This is a genomic window from Thioclava sp. NS-SX20 (genome assembly GCF_057380695.1).
In genome coordinates this window covers 302569-328590 of sequence record NZ_JBXXRY010000002.1, presented here as the reverse complement: position 1 = coordinate 328590, position 26022 = coordinate 302569, and the positions used below count along the sequence as shown (strand labels likewise).

At 60.4% G+C, this 26022-nt stretch carries 24 protein-coding genes and 3 pseudogenes; 10 read left to right on the top strand and 17 right to left on the bottom strand.

The window, feature by feature from the left end; translation table 11 throughout:
- Nucleotides 1-52: 52 nt before the first annotated feature.
- From AC2ISB_RS15165 to AC2ISB_RS15145, 5 genes are all read right to left on the bottom strand, one after another.
- Entirely contained in the window at nt 53-925 is an 873-nt protein-coding gene (locus AC2ISB_RS15165) for a LysR family transcriptional regulator (RefSeq protein WP_330629514.1), read from the bottom strand.
- Between the two features lie 120 nt (nt 926-1045).
- On the bottom strand, nt 1046-1951 hold the full coding sequence (gene prpB / locus AC2ISB_RS15160) for a methylisocitrate lyase (RefSeq protein ID WP_486576886.1): 906 nt from the start codon (nt 1949-1951) through the stop codon (nt 1046-1048).
- A gap of 4 nt (nt 1952-1955) precedes the next feature.
- The gene (gene prpC / locus AC2ISB_RS15155) at nt 1956-3125 is read right to left on the bottom strand and encodes a bifunctional 2-methylcitrate synthase/citrate synthase (RefSeq protein ID WP_486576885.1); all 1170 of its coding nucleotides are present in this window, start codon (nt 3123-3125) and stop codon (nt 1956-1958) included.
- The gene (locus AC2ISB_RS15150; RefSeq protein WP_486576884.1) at nt 3122-4639 is read right to left on the bottom strand and encodes an MmgE/PrpD family protein; all 1518 of its coding nucleotides are present in this window, start codon (nt 4637-4639) and stop codon (nt 3122-3124) included. The genes prpC and AC2ISB_RS15150 overlap by 4 nt, the downstream gene beginning before the upstream one ends.
- Entirely contained in the window at nt 4636-5064 is a 429-nt protein-coding gene (locus AC2ISB_RS15145) for an acyl-CoA thioesterase (RefSeq protein ID WP_486576883.1), read from the bottom strand. Before AC2ISB_RS15145 ends, AC2ISB_RS15150 begins: the two co-directional genes overlap by 4 nt.
- 152 nt (nt 5065-5216) lie before the next feature.
- Here AC2ISB_RS15145 and AC2ISB_RS15140 point away from each other — a divergent pair, with 152 nt between their 5' ends.
- A complete protein-coding gene (locus tag AC2ISB_RS15140) occupies nt 5217-6611 on the top strand; it encodes a short-chain fatty acyl-CoA regulator family protein (protein WP_486576882.1) in 1395 nt (464 codons plus the stop codon).
- A 240-nt stretch (nt 6612-6851) separates the two neighbouring features.
- Here the strand turns inward: AC2ISB_RS15140 and AC2ISB_RS15135 are convergent.
- Nucleotides 6852-7028: pseudogene (locus AC2ISB_RS15135) on the bottom strand (ChuX/HutX family heme-like substrate-binding protein); the annotation flags it as partial.
- A 4-nt stretch (nt 7029-7032) separates the two neighbouring features.
- Nucleotides 7033-7323 (bottom strand): hypothetical protein, encoded by a 291-nt coding sequence (locus AC2ISB_RS15130; RefSeq protein ID WP_486576881.1) that lies wholly within the window; start codon nt 7321-7323, stop codon nt 7033-7035.
- Between the two features lie 21 nt (nt 7324-7344).
- On the opposite strand from AC2ISB_RS15130, the gene AC2ISB_RS15125 reads away from it, so the two are divergent.
- Nucleotides 7345-7644 carry a hypothetical protein gene (locus AC2ISB_RS15125; protein ID WP_486576880.1) on the top strand — a complete coding sequence of 100 codons (300 nt, stop codon included), beginning with the start codon at nt 7345-7347 and terminating at the stop codon, nt 7642-7644.
- Nucleotides 7645-8031: 387 nt separating this feature from the next.
- Here the strand turns inward: AC2ISB_RS15125 and AC2ISB_RS15120 are convergent, their stop codons facing one another.
- From AC2ISB_RS15120 to AC2ISB_RS15110, 3 genes are all read right to left on the bottom strand, one after another.
- A complete protein-coding gene (locus AC2ISB_RS15120) occupies nt 8032-8463 on the bottom strand; it encodes a glyoxalase superfamily protein (protein ID WP_486576879.1) in 432 nt (143 codons plus the stop codon).
- A complete protein-coding gene (locus tag AC2ISB_RS15115; protein WP_486576878.1) occupies nt 8460-9854 on the bottom strand; it encodes an MATE family efflux transporter in 1395 nt (464 codons plus the stop codon). The genes AC2ISB_RS15120 and AC2ISB_RS15115 overlap by 4 nt, the downstream gene beginning before the upstream one ends.
- 365 nt (nt 9855-10219) lie before the next feature.
- Complete coding sequence (locus AC2ISB_RS15110; protein WP_486576877.1) at nt 10220-10999, bottom strand: helix-turn-helix transcriptional regulator; 780 nt, start codon at nt 10997-10999, stop codon at nt 10220-10222.
- A 91-nt stretch (nt 11000-11090) separates the two neighbouring features.
- Here AC2ISB_RS15110 and AC2ISB_RS15105 point away from each other — a divergent pair, with 91 nt between their 5' ends.
- From AC2ISB_RS15105 to AC2ISB_RS15090, 4 genes are all read left to right on the top strand, one after another.
- On the top strand, nt 11091-11681 hold the full coding sequence (locus AC2ISB_RS15105) for an NADPH-dependent F420 reductase (protein WP_486576876.1): 591 nt from the start codon (nt 11091-11093) through the stop codon (nt 11679-11681).
- Nucleotides 11682-11983: 302 nt separating this feature from the next.
- Nucleotides 11984-12562: an ImuA family protein gene (locus AC2ISB_RS15100; RefSeq protein ID WP_486576875.1), complete on the top strand. Its 579-nt coding sequence runs from the start codon at nt 11984-11986 to the stop codon at nt 12560-12562.
- Nucleotides 12477-13928, top strand: a complete 1452-nt coding sequence (locus AC2ISB_RS15095) for a Y-family DNA polymerase (protein ID WP_486576874.1) — start codon at nt 12477-12479, stop codon at nt 13926-13928. Before AC2ISB_RS15100 ends, AC2ISB_RS15095 begins: the two co-directional genes overlap by 86 nt.
- Nucleotides 13925-17218 carry an error-prone DNA polymerase gene (locus AC2ISB_RS15090; RefSeq protein ID WP_486576873.1) on the top strand — a complete coding sequence of 1098 codons (3294 nt, stop codon included), beginning with the start codon at nt 13925-13927 and terminating at the stop codon, nt 17216-17218. Before AC2ISB_RS15095 ends, AC2ISB_RS15090 begins: the two co-directional genes overlap by 4 nt.
- A gap of 164 nt (nt 17219-17382) precedes the next feature.
- Here AC2ISB_RS15090 and AC2ISB_RS15085 read toward each other — a convergent pair whose 3' ends face one another.
- Together AC2ISB_RS15085 and AC2ISB_RS15080 are read right to left on the bottom strand one after the other, a co-directional pair.
- The gene (locus tag AC2ISB_RS15085; protein ID WP_486577046.1) at nt 17383-17673 is read right to left on the bottom strand and encodes a transposase; all 291 of its coding nucleotides are present in this window, start codon (nt 17671-17673) and stop codon (nt 17383-17385) included.
- 88 nt (nt 17674-17761) lie between these two features.
- Nucleotides 17762-18124: pseudogene (locus tag AC2ISB_RS15080) on the bottom strand (transposase); the annotation flags it as partial.
- Nucleotides 18125-18705: 581 nt separating this feature from the next.
- Between AC2ISB_RS15080 and AC2ISB_RS15075 the strand changes: the two are divergent.
- Nucleotides 18706-18957 (top strand): annotated as a pseudogene (locus AC2ISB_RS15075) (integrase core domain-containing protein); the annotation flags it as partial.
- 159 nt (nt 18958-19116) lie between these two features.
- Here AC2ISB_RS15075 and AC2ISB_RS15070 read toward each other — a convergent pair.
- The 4 genes from AC2ISB_RS15070 to AC2ISB_RS15055 all read right to left on the bottom strand — a co-directional run bounded on the left by AC2ISB_RS15070 (nt 19117) and on the right by AC2ISB_RS15055 (nt 21739).
- Nucleotides 19117-19893 (bottom strand): hypothetical protein, encoded by a 777-nt coding sequence (locus AC2ISB_RS15070; RefSeq protein ID WP_486576872.1) that lies wholly within the window; start codon nt 19891-19893, stop codon nt 19117-19119.
- 152 nt (nt 19894-20045) lie between these two features.
- On the bottom strand, nt 20046-20315 hold the full coding sequence (locus AC2ISB_RS15065) for a hypothetical protein (RefSeq protein WP_486576871.1): 270 nt from the start codon (nt 20313-20315) through the stop codon (nt 20046-20048).
- A 3-nt stretch (nt 20316-20318) separates the two neighbouring features.
- The gene (locus AC2ISB_RS15060) at nt 20319-20675 is read right to left on the bottom strand and encodes a hypothetical protein (protein WP_486576870.1); all 357 of its coding nucleotides are present in this window, start codon (nt 20673-20675) and stop codon (nt 20319-20321) included.
- Nucleotides 20676-20824: 149 nt separating this feature from the next.
- Complete coding sequence (locus AC2ISB_RS15055) at nt 20825-21739, bottom strand: AraC family transcriptional regulator (protein WP_486576869.1); 915 nt, start codon at nt 21737-21739, stop codon at nt 20825-20827.
- Nucleotides 21740-21867: 128 nt separating this feature from the next.
- On the opposite strand from AC2ISB_RS15055, the gene AC2ISB_RS15050 reads away from it, so the two are divergent.
- Complete coding sequence (locus tag AC2ISB_RS15050) at nt 21868-22623, top strand: SDR family NAD(P)-dependent oxidoreductase (RefSeq protein ID WP_486576868.1); 756 nt, start codon at nt 21868-21870, stop codon at nt 22621-22623.
- 350 nt (nt 22624-22973) lie between these two features.
- Nucleotides 22974-23285, top strand: a complete 312-nt coding sequence (locus AC2ISB_RS15045; RefSeq protein ID WP_486576867.1) for a GNAT family N-acetyltransferase — start codon at nt 22974-22976, stop codon at nt 23283-23285.
- A gap of 384 nt (nt 23286-23669) precedes the next feature.
- Here AC2ISB_RS15045 and AC2ISB_RS15040 read toward each other — a convergent pair whose 3' ends face one another.
- Complete coding sequence (locus tag AC2ISB_RS15040) at nt 23670-25043, bottom strand: SLC13 family permease (protein ID WP_486576866.1); 1374 nt, start codon at nt 25041-25043, stop codon at nt 23670-23672.
- A gap of 129 nt (nt 25044-25172) precedes the next feature.
- Between AC2ISB_RS15040 and AC2ISB_RS15035 the strand changes: the two genes are divergently transcribed.
- Nucleotides 25173-25886: a helix-turn-helix domain-containing protein gene (locus AC2ISB_RS15035; RefSeq protein ID WP_406721116.1), complete on the top strand. Its 714-nt coding sequence runs from the start codon at nt 25173-25175 to the stop codon at nt 25884-25886.
- Nucleotides 25887-26022: the final 136 nt, after the last annotated feature.

The following is a 26022-nucleotide window of genomic DNA, read 5'->3' as shown; positions in this document are numbered from 1 at the left end:
TTTCTGAAATACATGACTGAACATCATATTGATGCTCCCCCTAAGGGAGCCGTCAGATTTGGACGGTGGCGGCCAGTTCCATGAAGCCGCTGAGATAATTGGGGCGTTCCCCCTTACGATGACCCAAATGAATCGACTTTTTGATCCCCTGCCCCAGACCCACGCCTCTCACCCCCTTGACTTCGCGCAGCAACCAATCCGGCGTTGCGCTGACTGCACGGCCCGACGCCACCAGACGCAGCATCAGATCGGTGGTTTCCACCGTGCGGTGACGACGCGGCAGAGCATGAGCAGGGATCAGAAATTGGGTATAAATATCCAGCCTCTCGCGGGAGACCGGATAGGTGATCAGGGTGTCCCCCGCCAGATCAGCCGGTTCTGCCCGATCTTTGCGCGCCAAAGGATGGGTTTCGGCCACGGCCAAAACCAGCTCATAGTCAAAGACGGGTTGATACTCGATCCCCGGCTGCTCGACCGGATCAGGCGTGACGAGAATGTCGATTTCATGACTCAAAAGCGCAGCAAGGCCACCGAACTGAAAGGCCGTTGTCACGTCTAAATCCACATCGGGCCATTGCGACAGAAACGGATCAAGCACACGCATCAGCCAGTCTTGGCAGGGATGACATTCCATCCCCACCCGGATCGCACCGCGCCGCCCGCGGGCATAATCCTCAAGCACCACGGCGCCATATTCAAGTTGCGGCAACACGCGATTGGCCAGCCCCAGGAGGTACTCCCCCGACGGGGTCAGGCGCAGTTTGTGACCTTCGCGCTTCCAGAGTTTCACCTGATAACGTTCTTCGAACCGGCGAACAGCATGGCTGACGGCTGATTGCGTCAGAAACAATTTATCGGCAGCCTGTGTCAGGCTGCCCGTCCGATCAATTTCACGTAAAATTGCCAGCGGTTGAAGGTCAATCATCAGGTATGAATCCTTGCTATAGATCTCTGATATAATCGTGCTGCAACATCATATCCAACCCCGAAGCATGCGCAGCGATCCACTGCACATTCAATACAAAAGCGTTTGAAATCAGCCCCCTTACTCCGGCGCGACCGATGCGGCTATTGAATTGTCCAGCGCCTCGAAAGTGTTTAGGCTGATGGTCTCATAAAGCTCCTTGCGGGTTTGCATCTCCGGGATCATCGTCGTCGTGGCCCCGTCGCGGGCAAGGGCGGCGTAGAGTTTTTCCTGCGCCTTGTTGGCGACCCTGAGCGAAGACACCGGCCAGATCACCATGTCATAGCCCAGCTCTTCGAACTCCTTAGCGGTAAGCGCGGGCGTGCGCCCGAATTCGGTCATATTGGCCAAAAGTTTGACACCGGGCAAAGCCGCGCGCATCTCTTTGAACATCTCGACCGAGGTCAGCGCCTCCGGGAAAATCGCATCGGCGCCCGCTTCGACGTAAAGTTTCGCACGAGCCACCGCGCCCTCAATCCCCTCAGAGGCCGCAGCATCTGTGCGAGCGATGATGACGAGATCGCGTGAGGCTTTCGCCGCCGCCGCCACTTTCGCCGCCATATCGGCCGCAGAGGCGAGTTTTTTGTCATTCAGGTGGCCGCACTTCTTGGGCAAAAGCTGATCTTCGAGATGCACGGCGCCCGCGCCGGCCTCTTCGAAGGCGCGCACCATATGCATGACATTGAGCACTTCGCCATAGCCGGTGTCGCCATCAACCAGAAGCGGCAAGCCAGAGGCGCGCGCGATCTGGCGAATGAAGAAACAGACCTCATCCACGGTAATAATGCCCAGATCCGGCAGGCCCATCGATGCGGTCATCGCCGCCCCCGACAGGTACAACGCCCCGAACCCGGTCGCCTTAGCCTGAAGCGCGGCCTGACCGTTATGCGCGCCCGGAAGCCGCAAGATGCCCGGTTCATTCAGCGCCTTGCAAAAGCGCCGCCCGGCGCTCTCTGCGGGCAAATCATCTGCAATCAAATAAGTCATGGTCTCACTCCGCTGCTCTGGGAAAGTCGACGCCCCGCCGTCCGAGCGGCAGGAAGGGGCGGTTTTCGGGGCCGATATAATTGGCCGAGGGACGGATGATCTTGTTGTCGATCCGCTGCTCGATCACATGCGCCCCCCAGCCCGAGGTTCGGGCAATGACGAAAATCGGTGTAAACATCGCCGTCGGCACGCCCAGCAGGTGATAGGAGACGGCGGAATACCAGTCGAGATTCGGGAACATACGCTTGGTCTCCAGCATCACGACTTCGATCCGCTCGGCGATGTCATACATTTTCATCGAGCCTGCCGCTTCCGACAGGTGCCGGGCGATGCGTTTGATCACCACATTGCGCGGATCGGAGACCGTGTAGACCGGGTGACCAAAGCCGATCACCACCTCCTTGTTGGCGATACGCGCGCGAATGTCGCTTTCGGCCTCCTCCGGCGTCTCGTAGCGTTTCTGGGTCTCAAAGGCGACTTCATTCGCGCCGCCGTGTTTCGGCCCCCTGAGCGCGCCGATCGCCCCGGTAATGGCGGAATAGACATCCGCCCCGGTGCCCGCGATGGAACGCGCGGTGAAGGTCGAGGCATTGAACTCATGCTCGGCATAGAGGTTCAGGGTCACATGCATGGCACGGACCTCGTCCTCGCTGGCCTGCTTACCATGCAACAGATGCAGGAAATGCCCGGCGATACTGTCGTCTTCGGTCTCGACCTCGATCCGTCGCCCGTTCTGGACGTAGTGATACCAGTAGAGCAGCATTGAACCCTGCACCGCGATCAACCGGTCCACAATGTCGCGCGCGCCAGCGGTGTTGTGATCGCTGGCCTCAGGTAAAACGCAGCCCATCGCCGAGGCCCCGGAGCGTAGCACGTCCATCGGATGTGCCGCTGCCGGGATTGCCTCAAGCGTTTTACGCACGGCTTTCGGCAGGCCCCTGAGCACCTTGAGCTTGGCCTTGTAGGCATCGAGCTCTGCGGCGGATGGCAGGCAGCCATGGATCAACAGATGCGCAACCTCCTCGAACTCGCAACTCTCCGCAAGATCGAGAATATCATAGCCGCGATAATGCAGGTCATTGCCGCTTTGCCCCACCGAGCACAGCGCGGTGTTGCCTGCTGTGACGCCCGAAAGCGCCACGGATTTTTTCGGTTTCTTGATGTCGCCGCTCATGTTTTCCTCCAATCAAAAATGCCATGCGGACGCAGCGCGCCGAGCTTTTCGGCATCGACCACGAAATTGAGTTGGCCCAGATCACCCGCCTTGAGATCGGCAAGCCCCTCGGCCACATCGAGAAAGCGCTGTTGTTCGGGCGCGCTCAGCACGCCTTCCGAGAGGGTCAGGAATTTCCGGACGTAATCCGCCCGCACGAAGGGGCGCGCCCCGTCGGGATGGGCATCGGCCAGTGCCAGCTCATCCACGATGTGGGACCCGTCATCAAGCGTGACCGTAACCCGCCCGCCGAAGGCCTTTTCCTTCGGATCGCGGACGTGATAGCGGCGCGTCCATTCGGCATCCTCGGCGGTCGAGATCTTGTGCCAGAGCGCCACGGTCGAGGGCCGCCGGGCGCGCTCCGGCGCATAGCTTTTCTCGTGGTGCCAACCGCCATCTTCGAGCGCGACCGCAAAGATATACATGATCGAATGGTCCAGCGTCTCGCGCGAGGCCGTGGGGTCCATCTTCTGCGGGTCATTCGCCCCGGTGCCGATCACGTAATGGGTGTGATGCGAGGTCTCGATCCAGATCGATTGGACCTTGGACAGATCGCCGATCTTCGGTCCCATGCGGCGGGCAAGGTCGATCAACGCCTGACTTTGGTACTCCGCCGAATACTCCTTGGTATAGGTGTCGAGGATCGCACGTTTGGCCTCACCTTGCTCCGGCAGCGGCACGTGATAGACGGCATCCGGCCCAGACAGCAGCCATGCGATAAAGCCGTCTTCGCCTTCCCAAGCCGGGCTGGGAGCACCTTCGCCGCGCATCACACGGTCAACGGCCTCGATCGCCATTTTGCCCGCGAAGGCCGGCGCATAGGCTTTCCATGAGGAAATCTCGCCCTTGCGCGATTGGCGCGTCGTGGTTGTCACATGCAGCGCCTGCTGGATCGCCTGATAGATCACCTCGACCGGCAGGTTCAGCGCGGTGCCGATCCCGGCTGCAGCCGATGGCCCGAGATGGGCGATATGGTCGATCTTGTGCTCATGCAGGCAGATGCCCTTCACCAGATCGACCTGAATCTCATAGCCGGTCGCCAGCCCTCGGATCAGATCAAGGCCAGAGAGGCCTGCATGCTGCGCGACCGCCAAAACCGGCGGGATATTGTCGCCCGGATGAGAATATTCGGCGGCCAGAAAAGTGTCGTGGAAATCCAGTTCTCGCACCGCCGCACCATTGGCCCAGGCGGCCCATTCCGGGCTGACGCGGGTGTCGGTCGGCATACCGAAAACAGTCGCGCCGGGGGCATAGGGATGACACAGTGCCTGCGCCCGAGCCGAGGCCACCGGACGGCGCGACACCGAGGCGGCGGCAACGGCGGCGTTGTCAATCACCCGGTTGATGATCATCTCGATCACCTCGGGGGCCACCGCGACCGGGTCGGCTGCCACCTCCGCGATTTTCCAGGCCAATTGGTCTTCGCGGGCCAGATGTTCGGCGGATTTATAGCTCCGCACGTCATGCGTTTTCATATAGTCTCTTCCTTCTTTAAGGGCTTTTCAGTGAGGGCGCGTGGGCGCCCGGCTGCATCCACGGCCACCATCACGAACTGTCCCTTGAGGGCCTCGCGACGATTGCCGGTCTCCATCTCTTCTGCGATGCCCGTGACCGCGACACGCATGGAACTGCGACCGATACGGATGATCTCGGACCGAAGCTCCAAAAGCTCCCCGACCCGGACTGGCGTGGTGAAATCCACCTGTTCCGAACGCGCCATCACCACCGCACCACGCGCCCTGCGGGCCGCGGCGACAAAGGCCGCCCGCGCCATCAGCGACAAGGCCGTGCCGCCAAACAACGTGCCATAGTGGTTCGCCTGTTCGGGAAAGATCATTTCGACCATCAGAGTCGGGTCATCGGGCTGATCGTTTGGATGACCATCGGGCGTCTGGGACATCGGGGGCTCCATCTATCGGTTTGTGGAAACCGAACTTCGCAAAATTAGCAAAGCCAGCTTCACACAAGGATGAAGCCAATATAAACTACTGAAAACGCGTATATTTGCGAAGGGATGTCTTATAAATTGCGAATATTGCGAAGGATGAGAGAATGAAAAAACCTTTCATGGGCGTCCGCCTGCGCCGCCTGCGCGAAGAGCGCAGCATGACCCAAGCCGCGCTGGCCCGCGCTCTGGAGATTTCGCCAAGCTATCTCAATCAACTCGAACGCAACCAGCGACCTTTGACTGTGCCCGTATTATTGAAACTGAACGCCGTCTTCGGACTGGATGTGCAGTTCTTTTCAGAGGCCGAAGAAGCGCGTCTCATCCCTGATCTGCGGGCCGCGCTGGCCGATCAGGGGGCGGGGGCATCTCTGGCGGAGGTGCGCGAGATCGCGGCCAATATGCCCGGTGTCGCCCGTGCAATCATCGCAACACACGCCAGGCTGCGCGAGAGTACGGAGCGCATGGACCTGATGAACGGGCGCCTCTCCGGGGAACTCGGTGCAGGCCCTGCGCCCTTTGAGGCGGTGCGCGATTGGTTCTATGAACAGCATAACTATGTGCCTGCCCTGGACGAGGCAGCCGAAAGCATCGGACAGGGGCTACGCCCCGGACGGATAGCCGAAGGGCTGATCGACCGCCTTGCCGGGCGACACGGTATTCGTGTGGTGCTGGCGGATGACACCCGCGCGCTGCGCCGGTTCGATGCGGGAGCGGGGGTCTTGCATCTGTCATCGCAGCTGACAGCGGGGCAACGCGCTTTTCAGATGGCGACGCAGCTTGGGTTTCTGGAGCAAGGGAGCCTGATCGACCGGCTGGCCTTGGAGGCCGGGATGGAAAGCGACGACGGGCGCGCGCTTCTTCGTATCGGGCTGGCGAACTACTTTGCCGGGGCGGTGATCCTGCCCTACAGCAGTTTTCTCGAAGCCGCTGAGGCCGAAAGCTATGACATCGAACGGCTTGCCCATCGGTTCGGGGTGGGGTTCGAGACCACCTGCCACCGGCTGTCCACCCTACAACGGCCCGCGGCGCGCGGCGTGCCATTTTTCTTCGTCAGGGTGGATCGCGCGGGCAATATTTCCAAGCGTCAGTCCGCGACCGACTTTCACTTTTCGCGGATCGGCGGATCGTGTCCGCTATGGAACGTCTACGCGGCCTTCTCGCGGCTCGGCGAGGTGCTGACGCAGGTGGCACAGATGCCGGATGGACGCAGCTACCTCTGGGTTGCGCGCATGGTGCGCCACGGAACGGGCGGCTTCGGCGCACCAGTCAAGGAATTCGCTGTGGCGCTCGGCTGTGATCTGTCGCATGCGGAGCGGCTTGTCTATTCCCGCGGGCTGGACCTGAAGAACCCGGACATTGCCACGCCGATTGGTGCGGGCTGCAAAATCTGTGACCGCCAGGACTGTGCGCAGAGGGCCTTCCCCATGACGGGGCATCCGTTGCGCCCAGACCCCGGTGTGTCGCGGCTTGCGCCCTACTCCAGCAAGGACGGCGGGTAAGTTCGGCTGATCCGCCAGCCGGTTCATCCCGAGGTGACGCGTTAGAAGGTTGAACTGATGGGTATCGGTCATCTTTTGCCAACCCTCGATCAGCGCCTCACGCTTGGCAGGATCAGCCGTAGGCGCCTCCGGTGCAGGCACTGGCTCGGGCGAGATGTCCGGCACCTGCCGGGCGAGGCGCAACTCCGCCAGAAGCGCCGCCCATGCCAGAACCGACGAGGCGTCGCGCAGGTAGATCTTCTGCAGCGCCTCGCCATATTGGTCATAAAACTGCAAAGACCTGCGCGGACCGCTTTCCCGCGCCTCGGTCACCGCATAGCCATAGGTCCAGTATCTCGAAAAGATCCGCGTATCGATCTCGCGGCCCAGGACCATGGCGGCATGCGGACCGGATTTATACTCCCCGAATGTGCCCACACGCTCATGCACGCAAAAGGCATTGCGGGTCACGCCACGACCTCAGGCCCGCATTGAAGATCTGCAAATGGCCGGGGCAGCTCATCGGCTTCAGCGCCATATCGCGCCCGCTCTCGCGCGGCACGACAAACATATTCTCGCTGAACTTTTCCCAGTGGCTGGACTTCTCCCACAGGCTTCGGGGCAAAAGCTGCGGGGTATTCACCTCCTCATAGCCATTCGCGCGCATCCGTTTGCGGATGAACGCCTCAAGCAGCTGGTAGAGCCGCCATCCCGACGGGTGCCAGTAGATCATACCGGGTGCGCTTTCCTCGAGATGGAAGAGATCAAGCCGGCGGGCGAGAATTCGGTGGTCATTTTGTTCCATGAGATCATCCAGATAAAAGCCGGACAGCATCAGGAAACGAAAAACCCCGCGCATATCCGGCGGGGTTGGGTCAAAGACGCGTCTCTTAAAGCATCACAGGGCCGGCCACCGCAAAGCGATGGTCGTCGTCGTTACTGCATATGCAAAAATACGGTCCATGAAGGCATTCATGCTAGCCAGTGCCGCATCTGTCAAGAAGCAAGCGATCTCGACAGTCCGCAATGGCTCGTCAGCAACAATCACATGTGATGAACGTAATCGACGATCATCAGCCCTATAGTGATCAGTGAAACCATGATCGAAAGGCATGCTACAGGTTGGGCACGGATGATTTGGAGCATTCTATCCTCCTAGCTCGCTGTTTAACCAAGCCTACCACATATCTAGGCGCCATGCTCGACATAAAACATCACGGTGAAGGCGGTGCCAGCTATATCGACGTGTTCGGCCCTCTCCGGACATTCATCGGGCTGATCTACGCAGTGGTGTAGTTCACTGAACCAGCCATTCGTGGCACTGTGCAGCACGACCCGGTTGCTCGACGTCTGCATTGCGGACAAAGCTGCCAACCACCACGCTGGCGAATGCCTACACACACTCTGGATCGAACAGAAGCTGCACTTCCGTCCCCCGAGGTCAGGGCGGCACCTTTTTCACGATCAGGTGCGGTGAGCCATCCGATGTTTTGCGATGGCTGCGCCCTTCAATGTCGAGAGTTCCACGTATCCTGCTACGCCAGTTCGAGAAGCTTTCGAACCGAACGGTGTCAATCGGCTGGTCGAGCTTGATGTCCACCTGCCGATGCCCGACAGGCCCCGATAAGGCAACGATTTCGCCGGTATAGGCTTGGCCTAGGTAAGACCCAGCCACCCGATCACCAAGGGCAAGTTCGGGTGGTGCATTCCGCCGAGTGAGCCGGGCATGCAGCGTGTTCCAGTCTCGTGCCCCGTGTTGCCGGGCGATCAGTTCAAGGGCCTGCGCATGAGTGATGACAGTGCCCCCGGCTTGCAGTGCCTGCCGGAGAGCCTTTGCCTGCGCCTTGACGGTATCAAGAGATGGTTGTGTCATGATCCCTCCTTGGGGCGCGATGTCATGGGGGTTGTGTCGAAGACGCGGCCCCGAAAAACCATCGTCAGAGTCACGATAAGCAGAGCGGTATCTGCGACAGGAAACGCAAGCCAGATGCCTTGGATCCCGAAGTGCGCATTCAGCAGGGTGACAAGCGCTGGCGTCAGCACCCAGGGCTTGATCAGGGTGAGAGCCGCGGTTTGCAGCGGATGCCCCATGGCCTGGAAATGCATGGCAACCACAAGGATCGGCCCGGTTACGGCATAGAGCACCGTCATCGGGCGTGTGATGGCACCAACTGCCGTGATCACTGCCTGATCTTCGGAAAACACCGCGCCGAGCGTTTCGCCTGCCAGCATTCCTGCCAGTGTCACGCCCAGGCACCAGAAGAGCGCGCACCCGATGGCGAGCCTCAGGGCCGCGACCGCCCGGTCCTTTCGGCCTGCGCCGATGTTGTTTCCGGTGATACTCTGGGTGGTCAACGCAATGGCCATCTGCGGCAGGAAAGCCAGACCCAGGATGCGCGTTACGATCCCGTAAGCTGCGACATATGCTCCATGATCTGTGGCGGTGTTACCGATGGCCAGAAGCACGGTGCTGGCCACGAGCGCCATTCCGATGAAGCTCAGGCTGAGCGGCAGGCCCAAAGATAGAATCTGCCGCCATGCTGTCAGCCAGCTTGCCTGCCGGAGCGTGGCAAGCGGCAAAAGAGCGGGATCGCGGCTCCGCACCAGCAAAAGCAGCATCAGGCCAAGTGCCTGTGCCGCCACTGTCCCGATCGCCGATCCTGCGATGCCGAAATCAAGCAGCACGATCGCGATATAGTTTGCAACTACGTTCAACAGGTTTACGATCACCGATAGCACCGCGATGTGCCCTGATCGCCCTTCGTTGCGTAGCGCATCAGCATGCAGCCCAAGACCGAACTGCACAGGCGCTCCCAAGATCAGGATCAGCAGATACGCCCTTGCTTGCGCCGCGACAGGTTCATTTCCGGCTGCGAGAAACGACACAATGCCCGGGCCCAATATCAGCGCGCCGAGCAGCAAGGCCGCACTCAGAGCGAGGGCAAACCCATGCGCTCCCGCGAAAACGGCTTCCGCCTCGGGTCGCGACCCTTTGCCTAGGTGCCGGGCCAGAAGGCTCGACATGCCGCCACCTGTCAGGGTGGTCAATGCCGTCAACAACATGACCACCGGAAATGCCAGACCGACAGCAGCAAGGGCCTGAGCCCCGATGAACCGTCCTACAAAGATGCCGTCGACCACATTTAGCAGGCCGCTGGTCGACATGACCACCGCCATGGGAAGGGTGTTGGCCCAGAAAAGTCGTCTGACCGGCAGGGTCAGAAAAGGATTTTCAAGCGTATTGGTAGCGCGTCCGACAGACATCGCTCACTCCTCCTGAGAGGCATTTCGAATTTGGAGGGGGCCTGCATTACCCACCTGCGAAATGCTTCGAGGGTGAGATGTCGTCTCGCTCCGGGCTTCACCGTGACTCGCGTCCGCAGGCGGCAGGTGCCCGGCACCATGCCGCCTCAGTACAAGGAATTCGCCTTTGAGACAAGGCCGGGCACTGATGGCAGTTCGGATTATGTTCCCAAAACGCAGCACAGACGAGGCAAGCGCCCCCGTGCGGTCGGCTTGGGCTCGAAGCTACCATTAGCTTTCAAACGGGTGTTATGTCGCGCCTAGCCTGCGCGACATAACCGCTACAAACGTCCGCAATGCGGACGAAGCGGGCGTTCTTCGAGGTATTAGGTTCTACCCAGTAGCATCTGTGATGGCGTCTGGCCAAAGTGGTCCTTGAAAGCAGTTATGAACGACGAAACGTCCCGGTAGCCGATGGCAAAGGCTGTTTCTGTTACGGAGCGCCCCTCCGACAGATACCCCAATGCGGCTTGCAGACGAAGCTGCAAACGCCAAGCACCAAAATTCAGACCGGTCTCGGCCTTGAATAGCCGCGCCGCTGTTCTTTCGGTGACGCAGGCTTGTTGAGCAAAATCGGCGAGGGTTCCGCTTCGTCCTGGGTCGGTCAGTAGAGGCCGCGTCACGCGACGCAATCGGTCGCTGACAGGAAGCGGTAACACGACGTCGAAGGCCGGAAGCCGCGCCAAACAATCCAGAAGAACCTGAAGCATGCGCGCCTCCTCAGGCGAGCCGGGGCCTTGCGAACCAAAGGCGGCCACGGCGATCAACAGGGCATCGGACAACCGGTCGATGGTCACGCCGATCTCGTTTTGTCGGACGAACTCGATTCTTTCGGGATCAATGTAGCAGGTAGTGAGCCAGAATGGCGCACGCGAAGATATTCGATGCCGTCTGCCTGGCGGAATCCAGACAGCCCGCTGCGGAGGAATGATGAAACGTGCCGCCTCCGTCTCGACCGCCAGCACACCCTCGCTGACATGCAGAAGCTGCAATCTCTGATGACTGTGCCAAGGCCCTGAAAGGCTCTGGTGGCGGTCGGAAAGCACGAATACCGCAGCCGTAGCGCTGTCTGGATCGATAAGATTTCGAATTGTCTGTTTGGGCATATCATATGTCATTATACGGCGAGTATGACATTCTCCGCCGTGCTAAGTCCAGTGCATCCGGAAAACAGTATCCGAGCAAAGGAGATGAAACATGCAGATCGCAATTCTGGGAAAAGGCAATATGGGCACGCCGCTGGCTACCCTCCTCCGCAACGCCGGACACCTGGTGGACAGCGTGGGCCGCGCGGACGATCCCGTAGCAGCAATATCGCGCGCGGAGGTCGTCATCCTAGCTCTCAAATACGAACAGGCGCTTGCCATTTTGGCACAACCCGTGATCAAACAGACGCTCAGCGGCAAGACGGTCATCGACATCACCAATCCGCTTTCCGAGGACTTCATGAGCCTGACTACGGGGCATAGCACGTCTGGCGCGGAAGAACTTGCTCGGCTGTTGCCAACCTCTGCCGTTGTGAAGGCGTTCAACACGATCTTCGCCTCGGTTCTGGCAGATCATGCGGAAGGAACGCTTTGCAGGCTCCCGGTATTCGTCGCCGGCAACGATAGTGCGGCGGTTGAATGCGTTACGACGCTGGTGCGGGGCATGAACCTCAAGGCGATTGCAGCGGGTGACCTAACCAACGCCCGCTATCTCGAACCGATGACGGAAATGATGATCCAGTTTGGCTACGGGCTTGGGCATGGTGACCGTATCGGCTTCTCACTGGAAACGGCAGCATAGACCAAGCGAACGGAACACTCCGCCGCAGGAGGCCTGTTCTACGGCGGAATTTCCGGCACTCACCTAGGTGGCTACCCCATAGCCTGCACACATTATCACAGCGCGTGTCATGTCAACTTTGGGCTCAAACCGGTCATACGGCGGTGCGGCAGCCCGATACGAGGGCCGCGATAAGCCGTCGACGTGTTCGGCCCACTCCGGACATTTACAAAGCACAACATAAACGTCCGCTTGCAAAGCATGTATCATCATGGCGCGACACCATCCTTGGAGTCGCGGGGCTTTGGCCTTACACTGCTCCAATGCACCCCTTGATAACTCCTCAACCCTCCTTACGATCGACACGGGTCCACGAAGTCTGTGGTCCAGCGGCCTTTGCCTTTGCGGCGCTCTGTGCGGGCAAGAATGGGCTCTGGATCAGGGAGGCATGGCTGGCGGATATTGTTTTGCCGCAGGGGGTGGAGGCCTATGGTGCGCCATCGGACATCCTTCTCGCACGACCCGACAGCCAGACTGACGCGCTGGCTGTGGCCGAAGAAGCGCTGAAGGACGGGGTGGTGCCCTTTGTCGTGCTGGAAATCACCCGCCCGCTGGATCTGCGCGAAGGCCGTAGGCTGCAGCTGGCGGCGAAAGCAGGCGGTACGACGGGGCTATGCATCATTCCCGAGGGTATGGGGTCGAATGCCGCCGAGACCCGTTGGCGCGCGACGCCGGTGTTCGATCCCGCGCAGGAAGACTCGACTCTGATGCACTGGGAAATTATTAAGAACAAATCAGGAACGCTTGGAGTCTGGTATGTGCGCTGGGACCCGCAGACGCATCATCTGCATGTGGTTCCCCCGGTTGGCTTCCAACCGGGTTCTGCGGAGCTGCCCGAATGAGGCCCCTTTCGCGCTGGTCCGCAAGGAGGGAAATACCGAGCGCCTTTATTGTCTGAACGAGGCCGCGCAATCGCTGGGCCTGCATCGCGGCATGAGCTTGGCAGATGCCCGCGCGCTTTGCCCCGATCTGCGCATAAAGCCTGCGCGCCCCGATCTGGATGCGCGGTTTCTGGGCGTGCTGCGCCGTTGGGCGATGCGCTATTGCCCATGGGTCGGGCGCGAGGGCGAGGATGGGCTGGTGCTGGATGTGACCGGCTCGACCCATCTTTGGGGCGGCGAAGAGGCCATGCTGGCGGATATGCGCGCGGCCATGGCGCGGGCGGGTGTCGCGCTGCGGCTGGGTCTTGCGGCCACGCGCGGAGCGGCTTGGGCGCGGGCGCATTATGGCGAGGACGAGGATCTGGCGCATCTGCCGGTGGCCGCTCTGCGGGTCGGGGCCGAAATTGTCACCGCGCTACAGCGGCTTGGCCTGCGCACGATCGGCGATCTGCAGGGGGCCGCCCGCGCGCCACTGGCCCGCCGTTTCGGGCCGGATCTGCTGTTGCGGCTGGATCAGGCGATGGGCGCGGTGCCCGAGCCTGTCACCCCCGAGCCCGAGCCGCCGCATTACGCCACCCGCATGACCCTGCCCGAACCGATCGGGCTGGTGAGCGATGTGATGGGCGTGACCGAGCGCCTGCTGGAGCCGCTCTGCGCCAAGCTTCTGGCACAGCATATGGGCGCACGGCGGCTGATGCTGACGCTGCGCCGCGTCGATCAGGCGAGCCAGCAGGTCGATCTGCGTCTGGCCGCCCCCATGCGCGATGCCGCCCGCATCCTGCCGCTGTTCCAGCGCGGGGTCGATACGGTCGATGCAGGGTTCGGCATCGACATGATGCGGTTGGAAGCCGTGCAGGTCGAACCACTGGCCGTGCAGCAGATCGGCAGTGCAGACCACAGCGCGGACCGGCTGAACGATCTGATCACGCGGATCGGCACGCGGATCGGACTGGAGAATATCCAACGTTTCCAACCGACCGACAGCCATATCCCCGAACGCAGCTTTATGACGGTGCCCGCCGCCCATAGCCTGCCCGCCAGCGACTGGCATGTGCCACGCCCACGCCCGATTACCCTATTCCCGCCCGAGCCTATCATGGCCAAAGGGGCAGAGCCGCCCGCGCGCTTCCGCTGGCGGCGGATGACCTTCACGACAGGGCGCGCCACGGGCCCCGAACGGATCGCGCCGGAATGGTGGCGCGAGGATCCGGCTTGGGCCTCGGGGCTGCGCGATTACTGGAAGATCGACACGCGCGAGGGCCGCAGGCTGTGGCTGTTCTACACGCCGCAAAAGCCCGGCTGGTATGTGCAGGGAGAATTCGCATGAGCTATGCCGAACTCTGTGTGACCTCGAATTTTACGTTCCTCACAGGGGCATCCCACCCCGAGGAACTGGTTCTGCGCGCCACCGAACTGGGACTTTCGGCCATTGCGATCACCGACCGCAATTCGCTGGCGGGGGTGGTCCGGGCCTATTCGGCGCTAAAATCGCTGCGCGAGGAACTGACCGAAAGCCTGCGCGTGCGCTCTTCGCATCAGGTCGATAGCTGCTCGCGCCAGGAGGTCGGCCTGCCGCAGGATCTGCCCGTGCCGGAGGTGCCGCGCCTGCCCAAGCTGATCGTGGGGGCGCGGCTGGTGCTGCGCGATTGTCCGGTGGACTGGGTCGCGCTGCCCACCGACCGCGCCGCCTATGAACGGCTGTCGCGCCTTTTGACCTTGGGCAAGCGGCGGGCGGAAAAAGGCGGCTGCGATCTGGATCTGGCCGATCTGGAAACGAGATGTCAGGGGATGATCCTGATCGCGCTGCCGGATGCCGATCTTGCGCCCGAACCTGTGCAAAAGCTGGCGCGGCGCTATCCGGGCTATGTCTTTCTGGGGGCCGCGCCGCGCTATGATGGCTCCGATCAGGCGTGGTTTCGGGCCTGTGCTGCACAGGCGCTGCGCTGTAACACGCCGATGGTGGCAGTGGGCGATGTGCTGATGCACCGCGCCGCCCGCCGCCCGCTGGCCGATGTGCTGACCTGCCTGCGCGAAGGGATCACCATCGACCGGATCGGCACGCGGGCGCTGCTGAATGGCGAACGCCGCCTGAAGGGCGCGGAAGATATGGCGCGGCTTTACCGCCATCATCCGGCAGCGATCAAACGCACAGCAGAAATCGCGGGGCGCTGCAGTTTCAATCTGTCAGAGCTGCGCTACGACTATCCCGATGAGGGCAGCGATGGCGAACCCCCGCAGGCGCGGCTGGACCGGCTGGCCCGCGAGGGGCTGCAACGCCGCTATCCGCAGGGCGCGACCGAACGGGTGCATCTGCTGATGGCCAAGGAACTGGGCACCGTGGCGGAACTGGGCTATGCGCCCTATTTCCTGACCGTGCATGATATCGTGGCCGAGGCACGGCGTCGCGGCATCCTGTGTCAGGGACGCGGGTCGGCCGCCAATTCCATCCTGTGCTACCTGCTGGGCATCACCGATGTTTCCCCCGATATGATCGGCATGGTGTTCGAACGTTTCATCTCGCGCCACCGCAAGGAGCCGCCCGATATCGATGTCGATTTCGAGCATGAGCGCCGCGAGGAAATCATCCAGTGGATCTATGACCGCTACGGGCGCGACCGCGCGGGCCTTTGCGCCACCGTCATCCATTTCCGCACCCGCGCCGCCATCCGCGAGGTGGGCAAGGTTATGGGCCTTTCCCAAGACCTGACCGCACGGCTTTCGGGTGATATCTGGGGGCAGTCAAATGGTGGGGCGGACCCCGACCGCGTGCGGGCACTGGGCCTTGATCCTTCCGACCGGCGGCTGGGGCTGACGCTGAAGCTGATTGGCGAGATCATCGGCTTTCCGCGTCATCTCAGCCAGCATGTCGGCGGGTTCATCATCACGCAGGGGCGGCTCGATGATCTGTGTCCCATCGAGAATGCCGCGATGGAGGGGCGGACCTGTATCGAATGGGACAAGGATGATATCGACGCGCTTGGCATCCTGAAGGTCGATGTGCTCAGCTTGGGTATGCTGACCTGCCTGCGCAAAAGCTTCGATCTGCTGGCCGAGCATGAGGGGATCCATCACACGCTCGATACCGTGCCGCAGGAAGACAAGCCCACCTATGCCATGCTGACCCGTGCAGATGCGGTGGGGGTGTTTCAGGTGGAAAGCCGCGCGCAGATGAATTTCCTGCCGCGGATGAAGCCTGCGACCTTCTATGATCTGGTGATCGAGGTGGCGATTGTCCGCCCCGGCCCGATTCAGGGCGGCATGGTCAAACCCTATATCCGCCGCCGTCAAGGCCTTGAGGCGCCCGAGCCCTTCGGCCCCGCACTGGAGGCCGTGACCGCCAAGACACTCGGCGTGCCGCTGTTTCAGGAACAGGCGATGCAGATCGCGGTGATCGGCGCGGGCTATAGTCCCGAAGAGGCCGACCGGTTGCGCCGCTCGCTGGCCTCCTTCCGGCGGATGGGCACGATCGGCGAGCATCGCAACCGTTTTCTGCGCGGGATGATGGCGCGCGACTATCCAATGCAGGTGGCCGAGGCCTGTTTCGCCCAGATCGAGGGCTTTGCCGATTACGGTTTCCCCGAAAGCCATGCGGCGGCCTTTGCCATGCTGACCTATGTATCGTCTTGGCTGAAATGCCATCATCCGGCGGTCTTCACCTGTGCGCTTCTGAATTCCCAGCCGATGGGGTTTTACGCACCCGCACAGCTTGTGCGTGATGCCCGCGAGCATGGGGTCGAGGTCCGCCCCATCTGCGTCAACAATTCGGGCTGGGACAATAGCCTTGAGCGGCGCAGTGACGGCACACTGGCCCTGCGGCTGGGGTTTCGCCAGATCAAGGGTTTGCGGGCCGAGGATGCAGGCTGGATCGTGGCTGCGCGCGGCAATGGCTATCCCGACCCCGAAGCCCTGTGGCTGCGCGCGGGGATCGCGCCTGCGGTGCTGGAACGTCTGGCCGAGGCCGATGCCTTTGCCGCGATGGGGCTCAACCGCCGCGATGCGCTCTGGGCGGTGAAGGCAATCCGTGCGCCCGCGCCGCTGCCGCTGTTTTCCGATCCGCTGGATGGCGAGGGGCTGCGCGAGCCGGCGGTGGCGCTGCCGCAGATGCACTTGGGCGAGGAGGTGGTCGAGGATTATATTGCCACCCGCCTGACGCTGCGCGCCCATCCGATGGAACTGTTGCGCCCCGCGCTGCCCGGCCTGACCCAGCATAGCGATCTGGTTCACGCGCCCTTGTCGCGCGTCACCGTCTGCGGGCTGGTCATCACCCGCCAGCGCCCCGGCACCTCATCGGGCGTGGTGTTCCTGACGCTCGAAGACGAAACGGCGGTGTGCAATGTGGTGGTCTGGCCCAAGATCTACGCGGCCTTCCGCCATGCGGTGATGGGCGGGCGGCTGTTGCGCGTGACGGGAATGTTACAGCGCGAAGGCATCGTCACCCATGTGATCGCCAGCCATATCGAGGATATCTCGGCGCGGCTGTCCAACCTTGGCCACCCGATGGGCGCGATCGTTGGCCAGACCCACCCGCCCGCCGATGACGCCCCGCGCCCGCGCCGCACGGCCCACCACCCCCGCGAACAAGCCAAACGCCTCTTCCCCAGCCGCGATTTCCATTGAAGCCGCCGTTCATGTTCATCGCGGCGAATGTCCGTTCTCCGCCGATGTTGTTGAAAAAGTCGGCCGAGATCGCCGATTTTGAATTTCACCGCCGCCAGGCAAGGCTATCCCGTTCGGGCGATCGCCCGTCGACCCGCCTCAAGGTGGTAATATGGCCGCTCAGCTCATGCTGCGGCCTCCTGTCGGACGCTTCGCGGGCGGAGCTTCGCGAGTTTTCGGAGATTCTGTGCGATGGCGGCGAGCAGAAATTCGTCCTTGGCGCCGTTTGGATCACGGAGCCGCAACCGTGTTAGGCCAAGAATTCGCTTGAGGTGCGCGAAGAGCATCTCGACCTTCTTCCGTTTGTCGCGCGACACTTTGTAGGCCTTGGTCTTGCGGCACTCTCTGGCGAATTCGCGCGCCTCTTCATGTGGCTCACGCGTGACATACCGGGCATCGGCTTTCGGGCAGCAGATCTCCTTGGATGGGCAGGTTTGGCAGGTCGCCTTCGCCCGACACCAGATTGTCTTTCAGGCAGCGTTCAACGGTTGTCTCGAAGACCTAACGCAGCAGACCGCTTTCCCTGAACTTGCCATGGCGATAGCGGGAGAAAGTCGAGTGGTCGGGGACATTGGCTTCCAACCCCAACCGACAGAACCAGCGGTAGGCCAAGTTCAGGTGAACCTCGTCACAGAGCCGGCGCTCAGAACGGGTCCCCATGACATATCCGATCACCAGCATCCGGATGATCAGTTCGGGGTCGATCGAGGGCCGGCCAAGGTGACTGTAGAAGGGGCGTAGTGTCTCGCGCAGGGAGGCGCCATTCAGGAACAGGTCAATCTCGCGCAGCATGTGATGGGCGGGGACATGCCGCTCCAGATCGAAGTCGTAAAACAGCTGCGCCGGTGCTTCTTGCCTGCCCATCATGCCGAAATCCTCCAATCCCCTCATAGTCGAGTGAATCGAAAGACTTGCCACAGCGCAACAAAGACTTTTTCAACAGCATCGGCGGGTTCCGGACCTTCGCTGCACTGCGTTGATTATCTTGCGACCTCTGGCAACCTTCGTGAGTGCATGCCCTTGGTCAAAAGATAATTTGGCAAAACGTCAGCTTCGCGAATTCGGACTGCCCACCACCTACGGTGATCATGAACCGTAGGGCAAGCAAACGTCGCCTAAAGCTATTCCCGATGACCAGATAGCAGTTTTCCCCGAACAAGTTGCCAACTTAGGGCGAATAAGTTCCAATTTAGGGAGAACGTCACAATTAGGTGTGCTGTTCACCCTAAATTGGAAACAACGCAAAACACAACCGTTTGTTTCCCTTAGATTTTCATCTCTTCATTCAATACAGACTGGAACCTAATTCGCGTAAAACTGGAATCTGCACACTCCAAACGAACTCAAAAATTTATCCCACTGCTCGGTCGCCTTTCCCCTGCAACCCGCGTTCTTCAAAGATCTCACGCATGCGCTGTTCGGTCAGCTCGGCAGAGCGGCGCAGAACGTATGCCAACGACGTCACGCTGGACTTCTCACGGCCCGGAAACCCCACGGACAACGGGTTCATCGAGGCGTTCAATAGCAAGCTCAGGGCGGAGTGTCTGAATGCCCACTGGTTCATGAGCCTTGCAGATGCACGCGAAAAGCTGGAGGATTGGCGTAGGCACTACAACGAGGACAGACCCCACAGCGCGATCGGATACAACGTCCCGATTGCCAGGCATTATCCCGAAGGCGTCACCAGCCCGTCATCGTAAGACAGTCGGAAAAATCCAACCTCCGGCGATCCAAGGTTGGGGAGCAGTGCACCAACCTGTAGACTCTCGTTATGAATGAGGGAACAACGGGGGGCAGGTCAACTTCCTTGCTAACCAGCATCAAACTAAAAGGGCAACTCACTTACCGATGTCTGTACCTTATGAGTGATAAAACTCTTCCCCATATTGAGCGAGCGTGGCGCGTTTGATCGCGGCTCGGTCGGTCAAGGCGGCATCGAAATCTTTGGGCCTCTCTTGCTGGCGCAGCGCAAAGACCGGCTTGTTCTCGAAACACTCCAGCGAGGCCGCCTCCAGCCCACCTTCCATATAGTCGCAGATCCGCGTAAGCAGCGGCCAGAGGTCGCGGTCTTCATCCATGTGAAAACTGAAATTCTGCGCCCGCAGGATGTAACGAAGCACCATCTGGTCGCCCTTTATCTGCCCGATGCGGGGCAGAATGACCCCAATCCCGCTGGGATGTGGCCCGATCCGCAGGTCTTCCCACGCAATCGCGTAGATCTTGCCGTTCTGCCACGATTTCACAAGTCCGTTTTCGCGGTCAAAAATAAGAGGTGCCTCTCGGCGGATCCTGAGCGTTGCGATCAGGAAAAACAGCCCTCCTCCGAGGGAGATGATGGCAGCGGTGAGGTCGGCGTAGAATGTGTTCGTGTATTCGCCGTAGCGGTAGTAGACGTAGCGCAGATACTCGGCAAATTGGAATTCGTTGTCGTCCAAGAAATATTTAAACGACACATCCGGATGCTCTGAAATGGTAGCGTTTATGAACTCTAAGCCACGCTCGCCTAAAACCCATTCGTAGTCTCTTTTAAAGACGACCTTATCGTTCTGCCAGTCCAGATACCGCTCGCCACCGAAGTTGATCCCGACAAAGACACAGACCAGAAACAGTGGTATGGTGACGATAATTGCCACCATATGTCTGTTTCCTTGCAGGCCTAAAGAGGTGTCATTCGCCCACCAGAAAGGAAATTTAGGGCGGGGCGACCGATCATAGTCGACATGTTTCGGAAGGCCACGCTTTGCGGGGTGTAGATTGAGGATATTGCGGACTTTTTGAGAGAGCACGGTTAAACCCTCCCAAGCGGGACATCGTTTATCATGCCACCAATAAATTCGCCGGTTTCACGCAGACTGCCATCATCGCGCAGCATTCTTAGCGGAGTATAGATATTTGGCATAGGGGAATACACCCAGATAATATTTGCACGTTGTCCGAAATCGACGCTGAATGATAAGCTCAGCGTGCCTTCGACAAGAGTGTATTGGCCTTCTGTCTCCATAGCTGCACGAAGTTTTTCGCGGAACAGGGCTGTCAGAGTTGCATTAGGTGTTGTCACGATTTAACCCGATGGATCGAAACCTGCCGTTGTATAAACGCCCGCTATAATTTCGGAGCTTCCCAACTGAAACTGAGGCAGCACCATTTTGATGTCGTAGCTACGGTCATTCGTAAAGGCTTGGCCTGTCAACTTTCGCAGCAAGCTCCCCCCCGTCCGGTCAAATTCCATCGACGGCGCCGCGAACAGGTTCATAAACTCCTGCATCTCGATCTGGAAGTTCATGTTCATTTTTTCATTGCTATGAATAGTGGAAGCCGCATCCAGTCGTTGTGTGATTGCTGGACGGTCTTTTGACTCAGGCCAAAAAGCATAATCTTGACTTTTTCCCCAAAAACACTGGAATAAGAGTGTTTCCATATCCGGACATTCATCGGGCCGATCTACGCGGTGATGTAGTTCACTGAACCAGCCGTTCGTGGCACTGTGCAGCACGACTCGGTTGCTCGACGTCAGCAATGCGGACGAAGCTGCCGCTCATTTCATGCACAGAGGAGCTTGCCAAGCGCTCAGGCGACGGCAGTTGCTTTGCGTATATCCTTTCCGGGAGGCGCACCGAACAGACGGGCGTAGTCCCGGGTGAAATGCGTCACGCTAGCATAGCCGACTGAGTGAGTTGCCTCCGCGATCCTCGCGCCCTCTGCCAGCATGAGCCGCCGCGCTTCGATGAGACGAAGTTGTTTCTGGAACTGGAGCGGCGACAGGGTCGTGATGGCGCGAAAGTGCTTGTGGAACGCGGGCTCGCTCATCGCAGCGGCCTCGGCGAGTTCCTCTGTCCTGATCGCACGGGCGTAGTCCCGCCGCAGGATGTCGACCGCGCGCGCAATCCGGGCCGTGTGGCTGTCCGGTGCGCCGAGAGCAGCTATGGCCGGACCGTGAACTCCCATCAGGAGCCAGTAGTGCAGCTCCCGCAGCAGGCCCTCTCCGAGCACAGCCAGGGCCTGAGGCCGATCCAGCAGTCGTGCAAGGCGGAGGGAGGCGTCGATAACCTCCGTGCCGATCGGCTCGACCCTGACGGGCCGGGCTTCCGCCGACGGCACGGAGACCGTCGGGCTGAACGCGCTCAGGATCACGGGATCAAGCTCGAGCACGAGCGCATAGTAGGGTGCCGCGATACTGGCGCGGGTGATCCTGCTGACGGTGGGGATATCCGCTGCGACCACCATTGCCTCTCCCGGCGCGTATTCGAAGGACGCGCCCAGTGTTGTCACGCGCTTGCCCCCCTGAAGAAGCATGGCGATCACGGGCTTCTGGACGGCAATCAGCAGTTCGCCGGGATGCAGGGCGCGCACCACGGTCAGGCCCCGCACCGGGGTCGGCGCGACCCCGTCGGGCCCGGCATTGGCGTCGGCGAACCGGCGGCAATGGACAAGCAACTTGGCAAGCGGTGGAATGTTTTGGGCAATGTTCATGAAGTTATTCATGGCTCATCCGAGCTTGCCATGGAAGAAGGAAATGGGAATAGGCAAGATTTGACGAGGAACGGGCAAAATCAGGCGTCGGCGTTCCCCTATCTCAGGGAGACCACAAGACACCCTGAAAGGATAGTCCCATGACCAAGATCTCTCTCGTCACCGGCGCAAATCGCGGCCTCGGTCGCAACACCGCGCTCGCCATCGCCGCGAGCGGCGGCGACGTCATCGTCACCTATCGATCGGACGCCGCGCAGGCGCAGGAGGTCGTTGCCCTGATCCGCGAGATGGGGCGCCAGGCCGTGGCGATGCGCCTCGACGTGGCCGACATCGCAAGTTTTCAGGCCTTCGCCAAGGACCTGCGCGCTGAACTGCACACCATCTGGGGGCGTGACAGCTTCGATCACCTGATCAACAATGCCGGGCATGGCGAGTTCGCCGAGATCGAGGAAACCACCGAAGCGCAGTTCGATGGATTGTTCGCGGTTCATGTGAAAGGCGTCTTCTTCCTCACCCAGACCCTACTGCCGCTCCTGGCCGGTGGCGGGCGGATCGTGAACTTCTCGTCCGGCCTGACGCGGGTCTCCTTCCCCGGGTTCGCAGCCTATTCGGCGGCGAAGGCGGCGGTCGAGATGCTGACGGTCTACATGGCGCGGGAGTTCGGCGCACGGGGTATCGCGGTGAACACGGTCGCGCCTGGCGCGATCGAAACGGATTTCGGTGGAGGGCTGGTGCGTGACAATGCCGAGGTGAACGCGCAGTTCGCCGGAATGACGGCGCTTGGCCGCGTAGGGGTGCCGGACGACATTGGTCCAATGATCGCAAGCCTTCTGTGCGATGAAAATCGCTGGGTCACGGCTCAGCGTATCGAAGTGTCGGGCGGCCAGACGATCTGATCCCCTGAGCGACGCGCGTGGCCGCGGGGGCCGCAGTCACGACCTCGGTTCCCCGTGCCTAGCGCCGCGCCAGCCCCTCGGTAGGGCGGCTGCGGACGAAGCGGTCGTTGACATGTGGCCGAATTGTTGCGACGAACCCTGCATGACGATGAAAGCCACTCGCTTCGTAACCTATTATTGCCACCTCATCTGAGCGCGGTGCACATGAACATGCTGCCGCCGTATGGTGGCAGATAGTTGGCTCCTACGGCGACAAGGAGCCAGTAATACTAAAGAGCCATTTACCCCTAACAACCGATTTCGGACTGGTCCGCTTTGCTCGGCAAAGCGGCGCAGAGCGCATTGTCGAGATGGCCGGAAAGCTCGCCAATCATCATGGGGATACGCCAACCCTGACGGTAGACGACCTTATCCGGGACATTTCAGGAGAAAATCCATGGCTGTATGTCCTTGTCGCGGAATCAGATGGTGAACTGGTCGGCTATGCCGCCCTTTACGATCACGCCGCATGGTTTTTCGGAACGGATCCCGCGTGGCGGGGCTACGCCCTTGGATATGCCTTAGTTAAGAGGCATCTCATGGCGCACCCGAGCGAAACGCCAGCGACGCTGATCCATGCCGAAGCGGCTAGCTTTCGCAGCGACCTTGAAATCTGCTCTTGATAGAACAGCGCAGAAGATCATCGATATTCGATAGCCGCCGTTCGTATCGATTGCAGCATCTTGCAAGAAGGGCTCGAAGCGGTCATGCGGCGGCGCGGGGCCCCATCACGAGGGCCGCGACACCGTATCGACGCGATCGGCCCTATCCGGACATTCAACGGGCCGATCTGCGCGGTGATGTGGTTCACTGAACCAGCCATATGTGGCACTGTGCAGCGCGACCCGGTTGCTCGACGTCCACAATCCAGACTTTCCGGTCATTAGGGGATCAGCACGTACAAATACAGCATGATACGGTTCGTAGTCGCAGCAAGAAACGCTTCGTGCCGCAGCGCAGAACGCAATTACGGTCGTTCAAGAATGCATTAAAGGCGGGAGCCTATCTTATAATACGCCCAGAAATTTCCACCAAAGGAAATCTACGGGAATGAGTATCAGGGCGGTGATAGCGAAAAGCGCCAACGTCACCTTAAGGAGCGGGCGGGTGCTTTCTCCTGCAAGACCCATGGCGACAATCAGTGGGCCGACCTGGTAAGGGAAGAGAACGCTGGAGAAGCCAATGACCTGAGTCATCAACACTGCCTCCTGCGAAAGACCCGTCGCCTTCGCGAGTTGTGGGACCAGTGGCGTCAGGACTGCCGGCACACCCGCCATGGTGGTAAAAATTGACGTAACTACTGACAACAGGCACAGAGATACAAAATTCAGGAAATCGGCTCCTTCCTCGAAGGGAAGCGCATCAAAGACACCGCCAGCAATCAGCGCGCCAAGACCGCTAGCATTCACCACTGTCCCAAGCGTCAGCGCTCCCGCCACGAAGAGTAGCATGGATAAATCCACCGACGTGCGAAAGACGGGAGGTGGCACGAAGCCAAATTGTGGAATCATCAGGACGAGTGAAGTTCCCAGGCCGATCCAAGCGGGATTTAGCCCGTGTAGCTGATCGGTCGACCACAGCAGCAGCGTGACCAGAAAGATAGCGATCAGTGCGGCTTGGCGGCCAGCGGCAGCTGACGTCACAGTATGTGGTGCGTCTCCTTGGGTGATCTGGGCCGGAAAGAACTTCAGCACCAGCGCGACGATTGCAACGGATTTCAGCAGACCCAATACGGGGTAATGCAACAGCAAGTAACGGCCGTAGCCGAAATGAGTACCAAGGCTTGCCTCGGCCACGCCGGCGAGGATCACGTTGGGAATATTGGAGGGCAGGATCGCGAAGCTTGGCATGTTGGTTCCGATGGCGATTGTGATCGCGACCCCAGTGCGGCCCGCGGTGCCCTTTTCAAGGCCAAGGGCATCAGCCAGAGCCATGCCGATCGGCACGAGGACCGCCGCGCGGCCAAGTGACGACGGCATTACGAAGCCGAGCGCCATCCCTAGGACCATAAGGCCTGCAATCAGCGCCGTGTAACTGCGCGACAAATAGGGCCGCGCTAGGTCACCTAGACGTGCCCCGAGGCCTCCGTGACTAATCGCGGCACCGATGACGAAACCCGTGACCACCAGCCAGATAGCCGAGGAGGCAAAGCTGGAGAAAACCAGTTGTGGCGCTGCAGCTCCTGTTAGGATGAGCGTGCTAAACAGGAAGGTCGATGCCACGTAGCCTGGGACAAGCCCCGTCCCCCAGAGGACCAGAGTGACTAGGACGATGGCGGCGACCAGTCCCTGATTGCCGGTCATGCCCATCGGCAGGGCAACAAGGCTCCAACCAGCGATCAGAATAACAATAGCAAGAATACTCTCTTTGGCGCGAAACATTGCGGCCCTCCGTTTTCAGCAGGCCTATCCTGTTCAGCGTGTTCGACATATAACGACAAAATGACAAAAGATATCGAATTTCTGCCAAATCCCAATCTTCCCCTCCGGGCTTGGTCCGGAGCCTTAGCCATGACCGAAGCCGTGCCCCGCATCGCTCCAGAAGCTTGGCCCCGCGCCTTGTTCAGTTACGATGGGATGATGCGCATCGAGGCCGACCTGGACCGATGGTTCATTCCAGATCGCCATGGCATCTGGATCCCATCCGGCACCTCCACCAAGGCCTCGCTGATCGCGGATCTGGAATACCAAGCCTTTCTCATTGCTCCGAGATTCGCGGCGCGTCTGGCGATGCCCGATCGACCAACGGTGCTGCATGCCTCCCCGCTCATTCGGGGGATCGGTCGCCGGTTGATGCTAATCGATGGGGGGGCCGCCTTGCGCCGTCCAGCCGAGTGGCGGCGTCTCTGCTGGGCCGCTCTGGATGAACTAGCCCGGCTCGAGCGTCCGGACTTTGCCTTGCCTGGCAGCGGCGACCCCCGTCTGGCTCAGGTAATGACACGCCTGCTGGTTAGCCCTGCCGAGACGAGCAATCTCGGCAGGCTGGCCGCCAATATCGGCACCAGCGAACGCACTCTCTCGCGTCTGTTCCAAAAGGAAACCGGCCTCAACTGGCGCGAATGGCGTGACCGGCTACGCTTCTTCCTGGCGATCGAGGGTTTGCAGTCCGGTAGGAGCAGTACGGATCTGGCCAACTGGCTCGGCTATTCAAGCCCTTCGGCTTTCGTCGCCGCCTTTAAACGGCGAAGTGGCAATTCACCGAAGAGCTGGCGGCGCGGCCTCTGAACCACTTCTTCCAAGGTTCCACTGGCCCGGCCATTCTCCGTCCGCCCCATGTGCCTGGAACATATTCTCCACCAGGTCGAGCCCGACCGTGATAATCTCCGACATGACTGGCCACCCTTGTGGATCATCGCAGCCC